At 42.7% G+C, this 13,441-nt stretch carries 17 protein-coding genes; 10 read left to right on the top strand and 7 right to left on the bottom strand.

The window, feature by feature from the left end:
- Positions 1–34: 34 nt before the first annotated feature.
- From O4M77_RS05725 to O4M77_RS05750, 6 genes are all read right to left on the bottom strand, one after another.
- Complete coding sequence (locus O4M77_RS05725) at positions 35–760, bottom strand: hypothetical protein (protein ID WP_323714000.1); 726 nt, start codon at positions 758–760, stop codon at positions 35–37.
- Positions 761–994: 234 nt separating this feature from the next.
- Positions 995–1,777 carry a thiazole synthase gene (locus O4M77_RS05730; protein ID WP_034702140.1) on the bottom strand — a complete coding sequence of 261 codons (783 nt, stop codon included), beginning with the start codon at positions 1,775–1,777 and terminating at the stop codon, positions 995–997.
- Between the two features lie 17 nt (positions 1,778–1,794).
- Positions 1,795–1,992 (bottom strand): sulfur carrier protein ThiS, encoded by a 198-nt coding sequence (gene thiS, locus O4M77_RS05735; RefSeq protein ID WP_005235073.1) that lies wholly within the window; start codon positions 1,990–1,992, stop codon positions 1,795–1,797.
- Positions 1,993–2,031: 39 nt separating this feature from the next.
- A complete protein-coding gene (locus tag O4M77_RS05740) occupies positions 2,032–2,397 on the bottom strand; it encodes a DUF423 domain-containing protein (RefSeq protein WP_180013185.1) in 366 nt (121 codons plus the stop codon).
- A gap of 136 nt (positions 2,398–2,533) precedes the next feature.
- Positions 2,534–3,403, bottom strand: coding sequence for an RNA polymerase sigma factor RpoH (rpoH, locus tag O4M77_RS05745; protein ID WP_004782464.1), 870 nt, complete (start codon positions 3,401–3,403; stop codon positions 2,534–2,536).
- Between the two features lie 141 nt (positions 3,404–3,544).
- On the bottom strand, positions 3,545–3,778 hold the full coding sequence (locus O4M77_RS05750) for a sulfurtransferase TusA family protein (protein WP_323714001.1): 234 nt from the start codon (positions 3,776–3,778) through the stop codon (positions 3,545–3,547).
- A 382-nt stretch (positions 3,779–4,160) separates the two neighbouring features.
- Here O4M77_RS05750 and O4M77_RS05755 point away from each other — a divergent pair, with 382 nt between their 5' ends.
- Entirely contained in the window at positions 4,161–4,376 is a 216-nt protein-coding gene (locus tag O4M77_RS05755) for a cold-shock protein (RefSeq protein WP_004782461.1), read from the top strand.
- A 96-nt stretch (positions 4,377–4,472) separates the two neighbouring features.
- A complete protein-coding gene (gene rhlB, locus O4M77_RS05760) occupies positions 4,473–5,624 on the top strand; it encodes an ATP-dependent RNA helicase RhlB (RefSeq protein ID WP_004782458.1) in 1,152 nt (383 codons plus the stop codon).
- Between the two features lie 60 nt (positions 5,625–5,684).
- Here rhlB and O4M77_RS05765 read toward each other — a convergent pair whose 3' ends face one another.
- Complete coding sequence (locus O4M77_RS05765; protein ID WP_034170065.1) at positions 5,685–6,062, bottom strand: hypothetical protein; 378 nt, start codon at positions 6,060–6,062, stop codon at positions 5,685–5,687.
- A 265-nt stretch (positions 6,063–6,327) separates the two neighbouring features.
- Between O4M77_RS05765 and O4M77_RS05770 the strand changes: the two genes are divergently transcribed.
- From O4M77_RS05770 to purF, 8 genes are all read left to right on the top strand, one after another.
- Entirely contained in the window at positions 6,328–6,906 is a 579-nt protein-coding gene (locus O4M77_RS05770) for a nitroreductase family protein (RefSeq protein ID WP_034169994.1), read from the top strand.
- A 33-nt stretch (positions 6,907–6,939) separates the two neighbouring features.
- Positions 6,940–8,013: an NAD(P)H-dependent glycerol-3-phosphate dehydrogenase gene (locus O4M77_RS05775; protein ID WP_005235078.1), complete on the top strand. Its 1,074-nt coding sequence runs from the start codon at positions 6,940–6,942 to the stop codon at positions 8,011–8,013.
- Positions 8,014–8,086: 73 nt separating this feature from the next.
- Complete coding sequence (gene sixA, locus O4M77_RS05780) at positions 8,087–8,542, top strand: phosphohistidine phosphatase SixA (RefSeq protein WP_200230420.1); 456 nt, start codon at positions 8,087–8,089, stop codon at positions 8,540–8,542.
- Positions 8,543–8,571: 29 nt separating this feature from the next.
- A complete protein-coding gene (gene gspL / locus O4M77_RS05785; protein WP_323714002.1) occupies positions 8,572–9,714 on the top strand; it encodes a type II secretion system protein GspL in 1,143 nt (380 codons plus the stop codon).
- On the top strand, positions 9,714–10,193 hold the full coding sequence (gene gspM, locus O4M77_RS05790) for a type II secretion system protein GspM (protein ID WP_323714003.1): 480 nt from the start codon (positions 9,714–9,716) through the stop codon (positions 10,191–10,193). Before gspL ends, gspM begins: the two co-directional genes overlap by 1 nt.
- Positions 10,194–10,283: 90 nt before the next feature.
- On the top strand, positions 10,284–11,285 hold the full coding sequence (locus tag O4M77_RS05795; protein ID WP_005235085.1) for a quinone-dependent dihydroorotate dehydrogenase: 1,002 nt from the start codon (positions 10,284–10,286) through the stop codon (positions 11,283–11,285).
- A gap of 5 nt (positions 11,286–11,290) precedes the next feature.
- Positions 11,291–11,872, top strand: coding sequence for a CvpA family protein (locus O4M77_RS05800; protein WP_005235088.1), 582 nt, complete (start codon positions 11,291–11,293; stop codon positions 11,870–11,872).
- A 24-nt stretch (positions 11,873–11,896) separates the two neighbouring features.
- Entirely contained in the window at positions 11,897–13,432 is a 1,536-nt protein-coding gene (gene purF / locus O4M77_RS05805) for an amidophosphoribosyltransferase (RefSeq protein ID WP_004782444.1), read from the top strand.
- Positions 13,433–13,441 lie beyond the last annotated feature (9 nt).

A 13,441-nucleotide genomic window follows, 5' to 3' on the forward strand; every position in this document is an offset into this window, starting at 1 on the left:
AGTCTCAGTTTGAAAGAGTTTGTGATATTTAATTTTATTCGAACTCTTGTGGCTGATTAAATTGAACCTGTTCAAATTTTAATGCGTAGCGGTGTTTTAAGGTGGACCATTGAACTTTGGCAGGTTGCGTCTGTTCTGAAAATTCATTTTCATCTGTTGTAGTTTTTACCTTGCCTGTTAAAAAGTTAATGCTTCGTGCTGTACTCTCACCCGAGGCACGGTGAAAATCATCTACATCATAGCCAATCAATTTAAAAGCATTATCCTGGTATCGAAAGGTATAAGTATGATTGGTTACATACCATGAACCACAGCTTAGCCAGTAATGTAAATGAACCCGAAGTACACCTTTTTGAATGCTTAAGGCTTCGGATTCACCAAGTGGATCAGCGAGGCAAGGCGACTCTACATCACCTTCGGTTGGCAAAGTAGTATTACTAGCTACAAGCTGATAACTATTTTCTTGCTTGAATAAAATCAAAAGTTTTCGTTTGTTGCTATTCAGAACATGATTGCCTACACCTGCATTTGCAACAAAGTTTTCGGGATTAGTATCTTCAATAATCAGCGTTAGATCTGCTTGACCGTCCTGATTTAAATCGCCTTGCGCTGTTTCCAAAATTTTCCAATTTTTCGGAACAAATGACTGATAGCTTGATTTTAGAGAACTGCCTGTCTGAGGTGTTGCACATGCACTTTGTGTAAATGCTATACACAGCAGGGTGCTAAATAGGAAAGGCAGTTTGATCTGATGAAGCATCGGTTTAAATTCCTTTTATTTATAATTTTATTGATGGTCAAAGCTGAGTGATAAGTTTAGCAAAATAGGTTGAGTCATCTCTTTGAATATTGGATAGATATTTATGGTGAACTTTTAATATTCAATCTTCAAATTTAAATTGGGTATCTAAATTTAAAAGTTCAGGAGTTTGCTGGAAACTCCTGAACAGATTGATATGATTTAAATAATTTTTTGGGCCTCTAGCCTCGATTATTATTTAAAGAAATAACCGGTTTCAGGTGAGCTGGCATTGGCCATGCGTTTGCGTGGCATACGACCGGCTAGGAATGCTTCACGACCTGCTTCAACCGCTTTACGCATCGCAGAGGCCATTAAGACCGGATTTTGTGCTGCTGCAATGGCTGTATTCATCAGTACGCCGTCACAGCCCAGTTCCATGGCAATCGCTGCATCACTGGCAGTACCGACACCCGCATCGACCAGCACAGGCACTTTGGCATTTTCTTTAATGATTGAAATGGTATGTGGATTCAGAATCCCCAGACCAGAACCGATCAGGCTACCCAAAGGCATGATTGCTACGCAGCCCATACTTTCCAGTTCTTGTGCCACGATCGGATCATCTGAGGTATAGACCATGATTTCAAAACCGTCATCAATCAGGGTGCGCGCTGCTTTCAAGGTTTCAGTAATATTTGGATAAAGAGTCTTTTCATCACCCAGAACTTCTAGTTTCACCAGGTTATGACCATCCAAGAGTTCACGTGCCAGCATACAGGTACGTACTGCGCTATTGGCATCAAAACAGCCTGCTGTATTTGGCAAAATGGTGTATTTTTCTGGTGGAACCACTGAAAGCAGATTAGGTTGGTCTGGATGCTGACCAATATTCACCCGGCGAATAGCAACCGTTACAATTTCTGCACCGCTGGCCTGAATGGCCTGATCTGTTTCATTTAAATCTTTATATTTGCCTGTGCCTACTAAAAGACGAGACTGGAATTGGCGTGAACCGATCTGTAATAAATCTTGCATAATTGTTCCAAGTGTTATTAGCCGCCACCGACTGCGTGAATAATTTCTATTTTGTCCGCTTCACAAATGGGCGTTTCACCCAATCTGCTTTTAGAAATAATCATTTCATTGACCTCAACTGCAAAGCGCTTACCCTCAAGCGCCAGACTTTGAACCAGCTCCAGCAGGTTCTTGCATTGAGTTTCTTGTTGTTCGCCATTGATATATACCAGCATCTTGGCAACCCTCCATGATTATTGATTAAAGCATCAGACCTATTTGAGGTATTTTACGGCATTCCAGGCCAGAATTAACCAGCCAGCAATCATTAAGGCACCACCAATTGGCGTAATTGCACCTAAACCGCGCGGCAGACCCATTGCCATGACATAGAGTGAGCCACAGAACAGGAAAATTCCCGCCTGAATCAGGAGAAAACTCCATTTGATTGGCAATTCAGGAATCACTCGGCTGATCACTGCCAAAAGGAGTAACCCAAGAGCATGGTAGAAGAAATAATCTGTGGCCGTTTGCCACCAGGTCAACTGTGCTTCAGTCGCTCGAGTCTTTAAACCATGGGCACCAAATGCGCCGAGCATGACTGCAAGCGCAAGATTCAGTGCTGAAATCGCAATCCACATTTGAATTGATCTTCCCAATAAAGTTTGCGCTTAACCTTAGCATAAAAGCTAAGGCTGAAACACGGCATTAAAAGACAAAAAAGCCTTCATATATGAAGGCTTTTTCTTAAGATTAGTAGTTTATTAATTCAATACATCAGTTTGAAGACATTGCCACTTTGATTTTTTCCATTGCATTCTTTTCAAGCTGACGGATACGTTCGGCGGAAACGTTATATTCAGCTGCCAGTTCATGCAAGGTTGATTTTTCATCATCCAGCCAGCGACGCTGCAAGATATTGCGAGAACGGTCATCTAGCTGTTCCATCGCTTCATGCAGGGCAGAGGTACTTTGTTCCTCATAGTCTTCATTTTCAATCAGACGTGCCGGATCATAACGATTATCTTCCAGATATAGTGCTGGAGCAACGTGAGTTGAATTTTCGTCATCATCATCACCTGATGCTTCAAATGCTGCATCATAAGCCGTCAATCGGCCTTCCATTTCCAGTACCTGTTCTGGTGTTACATTCAGGTCATTGGCAATCGACTGAGCTTCTTCAAGCGTTAACTTTTTAGAAGACTTTTTCAAGCTACGTAAATTGAAGAACAGTTTACGTTGCGCTTTAGTGGTCGCAATTTTGACAATACGCCAGTTACGAATTACATATTCATGAATTTCAGCTTTGATCCAGTGCACGGCAAATGACACCAGACGTACGCCCATACTCGGGTCAAAACGCTTAACGGCTTTCATCAGGCCAAGGTTGCCTTCCTGAATCAGGTCACCTTGAGGCAGGCCATAACCTGCATAACTACGTGCAATATGTACCACGAAACGCAAATGAGACATGACCAGCATTTTTGCTGCGTCTAGGTCTTGGTCGTAGTAATAGCGTTCAGCCAACTCTTTTTCTTGTTCGGCCGTTAAAATAGGAATTTGATTGACAGTGCTAATATAAGCACCAAGATTGACACCTGGCGCCGATAATGACAGGGGCATCAATTGATTGCGGCTGTCACTCATGTGTTCTCCTTGAAGTGCGGGGGATTTAACCCTTAACTAGGTTTTATCTTAATCCAAACTCTCCTCAAATAATGGATATTTGGGTAGAGAAATGTAAATTTTTATACGAGTATGGAGAGCATCCAGTTTAATTGAAAATTTTTAAGATTCAATCAGGTAGTGATACTCGGTTGCAGAAATCTGTTGAGATTCGCATTTTAACTGATGCATATGGCAATACCGTGTAACATCAGTTTGACTATGTGGATCTGATGACTTTAGCAAGAATGTTTTGCCCTGATCTGCTTTTAATGCACGCTTTAACATCAGGAGCGGCATCGGACAGGGTTTACCCATGGCATCAATAATATGCGCTTGACCGTGGTTATCACTCATTTCCGTTTTATTCATATCGCAAAAAAGGCTATAAATATTAGCAAATAGGATGCCAAAACCCAACTATTTGGCTAAAAAGTTACATGAAATAATATATATAATTTTTCTGATATATATTGTGAAAAAAAATAACTAAATCAAAAGGAACAAAGCTAAAAAATATCTATTAATTGTCATAAACCCATGTTAAGCTCGTTGCGTATTTAGGATTTTAGATAAACAAATTGATTGTTTTTCGCCCTATACACAATGGATGTAACCGGGATTTTGTTAATAGTTTTACAGAATGATTACAAGCTTAAAAATAATATTTTCAAACTTGTTTGCTCTGCTGTTTGCAACACCGGGTGGTCCTTTTTTTAGTATCAATGAGGATTAACTTATGACAGCTGCTCGTGAACAAGGCGTAGTTAAATGGTTCAACGACACTAAAGGCTTCGGCTTTATTCAACGCAACGGCGGTGATGACGTATTCGTTCATTTCCGTGCAATCCAAGGTGAAGGCCACCGTTCACTTCGTGACGGCCAACGTGTTGAATTCAGTGTAGTTAAAGGCCAAAAAGGCTTCCAAGCTGAAGAAGTTCAACCATTAGACTAATCTTCGGATTAAGCTAATAAACGCCCCAATATAAATTGGGGCGTTTTTTGTTTATACTATTCCATCTTAGTGATTATCAAATTAGAGCAGCGCTTTATGTCATCTGGTTTTGAAACCTTAAATTTACATCCCCAACTGAAAAAGGCAATTGATGCTTTAGGCTTTACTTCCATGACGCCGATTCAGCAGAAGGTTTTAAAATTCACCTTGGCAGGACATGATGCTATTGGTCGTGCACAAACGGGTACGGGTAAAACAGCCGCATTCCTGATTAGCGTGATTAATGACTTGCTGAATAATCCGGTAAAAGAACAGCGTTATCGTGGTGAACCGCGTGCTCTGATTTTGGCACCCACTCGTGAGCTGGCATTACAGATTGAAAGCGATGCACATGAGCTGACCAAGTTTACTGACCTGAGTGTCGTAACACTTCTAGGTGGTGTAGATTTTGACAAGCAGAAAGCTCAATTGGATAAAGCGCCAGTGGATATCATGGTTGCTACTCCAGGGCGTCTGATTGATTTTGTCGAGCAAAAAGAAGTCTGGCTAGACCAGATTGAATTCCTGGTGATTGATGAAGCTGACCGTCTACTGGATATGGGTTTTATTCCATCAGTAAAACGTATTGTGCGTTTCTCGCCACGCAAAGAGCAGCGTCAGACGCTGATGTTCTCTGCAACTTTTAGCTATGATGTCTTGAATCTGGCACAGCAATGGTTATTTGAACCGGTCACTGTCGAAATTGAGCCAGAGAAAAAAACCAATGCCGACGTAGAACAGCGTGTGTATATGGTGGCGAAAGCAGACAAATATAAGTTGCTGCAAGACATTCTGCGTGATGAGCCGATTGAAAAGGTCATGATTTTCGCTAACCGTCGTGATCAGGTACGTAAGCTATATGATCATTTAAAACGTGATGGTTATAAGGTGGTAATGCTGTCAGGTGAAATTGCCCAAGACAAACGCTTAAAAATGTTAGACCAGTTCAAAAATGGTAAACATAACATCATGATTGCGACAGACGTTGCCGGTCGTGGTATTCATGTGGATGGCGTATCTCATGTGATTAACTTCACTTTACCTGAACAGTCCGATGATTACGTACACCGTATTGGTCGTACTGGTCGTGCGGGAACGCGTGGTGTAAGTATCAGTTTCCTGGCGGAAGATGATGCGTTCTATTTGCCAGAGATTGAAAAAGCGATTGGACAGAAATTACCGCTGACCCGTTTAGAAGGCTATTGCTAATCTAAACTGCAAAAAAACCGCTCTTCAAGAGCGGTTTTTTATTACTGCACATGTTGAAGCTTATTTTGCTTCACAGCGGAACGTTAAAACAGTCTGATAATCATCATTCTGGTTCAATCCGGTGTTGGTGCCGGCAATATTGCCTAATACAGTCGCAGCAGCCTGAATCATTTGTCCGGTCTGTTCATCGACTACACCTTTTAGTGCACCATCATAAGAAGTTTTTTCATCCAGAATAATCGCAGTTGCTTTGGAGCCACAGGTTTTGCTGGCGGCATTCACTGCATTATTTTTAGAGGTTAACTGGTTTTTACCTAATCCTGTTACTTCAAACTGATTATTTTCCTTTTGAACCGCCACTGAAGTCGGGTTAGATGCACAGGCAGTTAAAAGTAGAGCTGAAGCTGCTAATCCGCTGATCGCAATTGTTTTTTTCATCATAAAATCTCGCTTGAAAACAGAACTGGGAATATTGAAACACAGTAAAAAGCACAGAATTAGGAGCTGTTGTATAAGTTTGGCAATTTTTGATGTTGCTCTATGAGAGAAAAGTGAATGAAAGAGACCTTTTATTGATTCCATAGAAAATATTGTAATCTTTCTTAAATATTTTCAAGGTAGAGGTATTTGCAAGTTTCTAGAGTATTACTAGTGGAATATGCTAATCTTGACCGTAGTTTTTAAGTTATAGATCTATAAAGCAATGACGGAATCTGTGGTCGACATCGTTCATCAAAATATTCACCAACGTCAATCAATAGGACATTTGCTGGCACCTGCGCCGAATGCAGAACAGTTAGAAATGGCATTTAAAGCTGCTTTGACAGCACCGGATCATCACCGGTTAAAACCTACCACTTTTGTGATCATCCCGGATGCGCAACGTGAAGCATTTGGTGAACTGTTATCGCAAGCACTGATAGATCTGGGTCAAACTGAATCAGCTCAGATTGAACGGGTCAAGAATCATCCTTTTCGTGCACCTTTGCTGGTACTGGCATTAACCCGTTTGCAGGATCATCCGAAAGTGCCACATTTTGAGCAGATTTTGAGTTCAGGTGCCGCTATTCAAAACTTCTTGCTGTCTTTGCAGGCTCAAGGTTTTTCAACTATGTGGCGTAGTGGCGCAGTAGTAGAATCAAAATTTTTCAAGCAGTCGCTCGGCATTGGTAAGGATGATCTGGTTTCTGGCATTATCTATATCGGTACGGCGGCAAAAGCGATTGCACCACGTGCTGAAATCCAGACCCAGAATTATGTAAGTTATTGGAATCAAAACTAAGGCATTTCAAGACACAGGATATTAGAAAACAAGATGTCAGAATTAAATTTTACCAATTTGATTGAACCGGTTGCGGTCAACCAGAATACGGCTTTAAGAATTACAGTTTTAGGCGGTGGTAGTTTTGGTACTGCAATGGCCAATACCGCGGTTCGAAATGGCTGCGATACCATGATCTGGATTCGTGACCCGGAAGTAGCTGAAGATATTAATGCAACACATATCAATAAGCGCTATCTTCCGGATTTTAAGCTGGAAGAAAATCTGCTTGCTGTGTCCGATCTGGAGAAGGCTGTTCGTGATCGCGATATTATTCTAGTTGCGATTCCAAGTCATTCTTTCCGTGATGTATTACAGCAGATCAAGCCTTTTATCACATCTCAAGCGGTGATTTCCCTGACAAAAGGGATTGAGGCCAATACCTTCAGCTTTATGAGTGACATCATTCGTGAAGAATTACCGGAAGTGCCTTATGGTGTGTTGTCTGGTCCAAACCTGGCCAAGGAAATTGTCGCAGGTCAGCCGGCAGGTACGGTGATTGCCAGTGAATCTGAACTGGTACGTTATGCAGTGCAACAGGCACTCCATAGTGCATTATTCCGTGTCTTTGCCAGTGATGATGTGCATGGCGTAGAACTGGGTGGCGCATTGAAAAATATTTATGCGGTCGCGATGGGAATGGCGGCTGCCTATAATGTCGGTGAAAATACCAAAAGTATGATTCTGACCCGTGCGCTAGCTGAAATGAGCCGATTTGCAGTCAAGCTGGGTGCAAATCCGCTAACTTTCTTGGGGCTTTCTGGTGTAGGTGATCTATTTGCCACTTGTAACAGTCCGCTGAGTCGTAACTATCAGGTTGGTTATGCATTAGGTAAGGGTAAAACCTTAGAGCAGGCGACGACTGAACTAGGGCAGACGGCAGAAGGGATTAACACTATTGTGCAGGTAAAAGCACGTTCAGAGGAGCTGGATGTGTATATGCCGATTACAACTGCTTTGTATGAAGTGATCTTTGAAGGAGCGCCGCCGCTGACGATCGCTTTATCCTTAATGAAAAATGGTCATCGCAGTGATGTCGAATTTGTCTTGCCACATCATCAAGTCTGATCTATAACACAGGAAGTGCGATGATTATGATGCTGACTGATGATCGTGGCGACCAAATAAATAGGGAAATAAGATGCAACTGACTTTAGTGCGACATGGCGAAGCCGCGCCACCGGTGAATGGGAATGATACCAAACGTCCCCTAACGGAGCGCGGGCATCAACAGGCGGAACAGACAGCGCAGTATTTAAAGGACATCATCAAACCGGAAGTATTTGTGGTCAGTCCTTTATTGCGTGCACAGGAAACTCTGGCGCATTTACAGCACTATTTTAAAGATGTACCCGTTGTGATCTGTAATACTATCAAGCCTGATGATGATGCTAAAGTTGCAGTTGAATGGTTATCGCAGTTGCCGTATGAGTCCATTGCGGTGGTTTGTCATATGAATGTTGTGGCGCATATTGCCTCCATTCTCGTGACTGAGTCTTTTCATCCATTTCATTTATCAGAAGCACGTATTTATGATCAGGCCGTGATTGCACCAGGCTTATCAACACAAGTTAAAAGCTTTATTCCAACAGTATAAAAACCAATTAAAACGGTAGAACACAATCGATGTTGTATTTATGGATGCCGGAAGCCAATGGGGTTTGGCAATGGTCAAAGGGGGAGTTCTGGAACACTGCTGCAACACTTGAGCAGCTGATTCAGGATATTCAGGCTTATCATGGTGTAGAGGCGACGGTCTTTTTTCCAAGTCGTCATGTGCAAATTTTGCAGCAGACTTTGCCAAAAAGCCAATATAAAAAAATGGGCAATGATGGCATTAAATATCTGTTAGAAGAATATGTAGTACTGCCTGTCGATACCATGAAAGTGCTGCATCATTTTCAGCAGCCTGACCAGATCAGTATTCTGGGGATTGCAAATTCTACAGTTGAAACTTTGCAGCATGCTCTGAATTTGATTCCTGTTAAACTCGCTGCGTTACTGCCAGACTTTCTGGTTTTGCCAGTGCCTGAACATGCGCAGCAGCGCGTTATTGCACAAATTGGTGGGCATTTGCTGGTACGTGAAGCTGAATATATCGGCCAGTCAGTGGATGATCTGAGCCTTTATCTGGATTTTCAGTCTAAAGATCTGGAATATCAGGTCAGCAATCTCAGCCCTGAACAAATGAGCAGTTTTGAAGCGGTAGCAACACGTGAACAATTAAACTCGTTCCAATATACGTTGCCAATGCTAAAAAAACCGAAACAGCATCCATTTAATATCCTGCCAAAGGGTAAATCGGATCATACTGTTTCTGGTTACTGGAAAGCCTGTGCGGCGGTTTTTCTTGGGATTTTAGTACTACAGTTTACTTATGATGCGGTGCGCTGGTATCAATATAAAAAAGTCGCCAATACCACTGCGATGCAGGCGATTGACCAGTTTAAATACTGGTTCGGACAAAATTATCCGGTCACTGAGCAGAATATTAAAAGTCAGTTTGAAGCCCAGCTTCGTCAAAGTCAGACTGCGGATACTCAGGCTTTGCAGCTCATTAGCCGAGTCGGGCCGGTGTTGATGCAAAACCAGATTGTGGCACAGCGCGTCAATTATGATCCGTCTGGATTGAGTTTACAGTTACAGTCCACTTCATCTGAAGGTTTAAATACTTTGACCAAACAACTGGGGCAGCAGGGCTTTAAAGTAGAATTGGGGAATATACAGGCGAATGGAACAGGCGCCGTAGGACTGGTGAAAATACAATAATGAAAGCCATTGAAACCTTACAGAACCGCATGGATCTGCAAATTGAAAAATTGACCGATTATCTGGATCGTTTGTCAGCACGTGAACGCATTCTGGTAATCTTTACCACAATTTTTGTACTGGTTGCCGCTGTTGCGAGTGCACTCTGGGCAATGCATCAGGCAGCAGATACCCAACAAAAACGTTTAAATGATCTAAAAGATACGCTGGTCTGGATGCAAAGTAATGCTGTTACTATGAAGCCGGCAGGAGACTTGCAATTAGATGCAGCAGAAAAAGTGCAGCGTATTGCCCAGCAACAAGGTCTGTCGGTTGCATCGCAGCAAATGGATGGAAAAATTCAGTTGATGCTGTCTCACGAAAATTATTCTGTGCTGGCCAACTTCCTGACGCAGCTAGCACAAATGGGGCTAAGTATCGAGAAAATGGAACTAAATAATGAAGTAGGGCAGATTAAATTAACAGCGACTGTGCAATAACTGGTAAAAATAAAGATTTGCAAAGCATGGTTTTTTTGTCAGCCTATGCCTATAATATGCCGACTTAAAAAGCAGTAGACTTTTCTAGATATGTTGTATTCTCTAGCCCGCCCTTTGTTGTTTTCTTTAGCACCAGAGCGTGCACATGAGCTGACACTATCACTATTAAAATCATCCCATAAAATGGGCATGATGCGTCAAAATGTTGCTGTGAAACCTGTGACCTGTATGGGAATCGAATTTCCTAATCCGGTCGGTCTTGCAGCAGGGTTAGATAAAAATGGTGCCTATATTGATGCCTTGGCCAGTCAAGGCTTTGGTTTTATTGAAATTGGTACCATTACTCCACGCCCGCAACCTGGTAATCCTCATCCACGTTTATTCCGTCTTCCGAAAGCCAAAGCGATTATTAACCGTATGGGTTTTAATAATGATGGTGTGGACAAACTGATTGAAAACGTTAAAGCTGCAAAATTTAAAGGTGTACTGGGAATCAATATCGGTAAAAACGCTGATACTCCGGTAGAAAAAGCAGTAGATGATTACCTTATTTGTTTAGAAAAAGTCTATAATTATGCTTCCTATATCACCGTTAATATTTCTTCTCCAAATACCAAGAACCTGCGCAGTTTACAAAGTGGCGATGCACTGACTGAATTGCTGGAAACGCTAAAGAATCGTCAGCTGGAACTGGCTCAGGAACATCAGCATTACGTTCCTCTGGTATTAAAAGTTGCACCGGATCTTGAAGCTGAAGATATTGCCTTTATTGCCAAGCAGTTATTGCAATACAAGATTGATGGTCTGATCGTGACCAATACCACATTGTCACGTGAAGGTGTGGAAGGTCTGGAGCATGCAGAAGAAGCGGGCGGTTTATCAGGCGCGCCAGTCTTTGAGAAAAGCACGGCATGTCTGGCTGCATTTGCAGAGGAATTAAAGGGACAAATTCCATTGATTGGTGTGGGTGGTATTCTTTCAGGTGCGGATGCGCTGGCCAAGAAAAAAGCTGGTGCAAGCCTTGTACAAGTCTATAGTGGCCTCATATATACTGGGCCGGAACTGGTTAAAGACTGTGTAGCCGCGCTTTAAATCCTATGAATGCCATTGATATCTTTCTACTGATTATCTTGCTCATTGGAGGGCTCAACGGTTTGCGCCAAGGATTTATTAAAGCCTTTGCGAACTTAGTGGGATGGATTTTTGCCTTGATTATTGCGGCGAAATATTCAACACTACTTGCGCCCTCAATGGTTGCTCTCAGTACAGATCCAGTGGTACAGAAGATTGCAGCCTTTGCCTTTATCGTTCTGATGATTGTGGTACTCACCTGGATTGTCACCTTTCTGCTCAACCGCATTTTAAAAACCTTGAAACTTGGTCCGCTGAATCGTCTTGCGGGGGGTGTTTTCGGCAGCCTGAAAGGTTTGCTGATTGTCCTGATTACCATGCAGGGGATTGGCCCTTGGGTGGAAAGTTCGCCGCACTGGAAGCAGTCCAAATTTATACAGGTCTTATTGCCATATGCGCCTTGGGCAACAGAGCTCTCCAAAGAAGCCGCAAATGGCGCCCTGCAACATATCAAGTCTGAAGGGGCACAGAAACCTTCAGATTCCTCATCTGAACCGGCATCCAAGGCCAAGAGTTCAGATGCGTCAACGAATAATCCTTTTTATTAATCCTAGCTTGTCTGCGAGGTTGCTATGTGTGGAGTAGTTGGTATAGCTGGTAAATCACCTGTTAACCAAATGTTGTTTGATGCATTAACGATGTTACAACATCGTGGACAAGATGCAGCTGGGATTGTGACTTGTCAGGAAGGCCGCCTGTTCCTGCGTAAAGATGTCGGTATGGTCCGTGATGTATTCCATACCCGTCATATGCGTGCTCTACAGGGTAATTATGGTATTGGTCATGTGCGTTACCCAACGGCGGGTACTTCAAGCAGTGCCGAAGCGCAACCATTCTACGTAAACTCACCTTATGGGATTACACTGGCGCATAACGGTAACCTGACCAATGCTGAAGAAATTCATGATGACCTGTTCAAAACTGACCTGCGTCACATGAATACTGATTCAGATTCAGAAGTGCTATTAAACGTACTGGCGCACGAATTACAAAAACGTGGCAAGCTGGTACCAACATCTGAAGATATTTTCCAGGCTGTAACGCGTGTACATGAGCGTTGTAAAGGTGGTTATGCCGTTGTTGCGATGATTACCGGTCAAGGTCTGGTAGGCTTCCGTGATCCAAACGGTATCCGTCCATTAATTTACGGTTCGCGCGAAACAGAAAATGGTATGGAATATATCATTGCTTCTGAATCTGTAGCGATTACGGCACTAGGCTTTAAGGTTGAACGTGATATCGAACCAGGTGAAGCAGTTTTCATTGATTCTGACGGTAACTTCTTTACCCAGCAATGTGCAGCGAATCCAGAATATCGTCCATGTATTTTTGAATATGTGTACTTTGCCCGTCCAGATGCAACCATTGATGGGATCTCTGTCTATAAAGCCCGCCTGAAAATGGGTGAGAAACTGGCACAAAAAATCCTGCGTGAGTGGGGCGATGAGCATGACATCGATGTGGTGATTCCAATTCCGGATACTTCACGTACTTCTGCACTTGAACTGGCTAATATGCTAGGCGTGAAATTCCGTGAAGGTTTCATGAAAAACCGTTATATCGGTCGTACCTTCATTATGCCAGGTCAGCAACTGCGTAAAAAATCAGTACGTCAAAAACTGAACCCGGTTGAGCTCGAGTTCCAGGGCAAAAACGTTCTACTGGTCGATGACTCGATTGTGCGTGGTACGACTTGTAATGAAATTATTCAGATGGCACGTGATGCGGGTGCGAAAAAAGTATTCTTCGCTTCTGCGGCACCTATGGTGAAATATCCAAACGTATACGGTATTGATATGCCGGCGAAATCTGAACTGATCGCTTCTGAACGCAGTGTAGAAGAAATCCGTGAAATCATTGGTGCTGACCGTCTGATTTTCCAAGATCTGGAAGACCTGAAAGATGCAGTACGTACCAAAAAAGTTCCTCATTTGCGTGAATTTGACTGTTCTGTATTTGATGGTGTGTATGTCGCAGGTGGAATCAATGCTGAATACCTCGATCAATTAGAGCAAAAACGCAGTGATGGCGCCAAAAAAGGCGACAATTTTATTGATGTGAATATTGATGCAGCATCAGTTGACCTGACCGGTGTACGCGAAGTCTAAGCAATTAAA

This window comes from Acinetobacter sp. YWS30-1 (assembly GCF_033558715.1).
Classification (GTDB): Bacteria; Pseudomonadota; Gammaproteobacteria; order Pseudomonadales; family Moraxellaceae; genus Acinetobacter.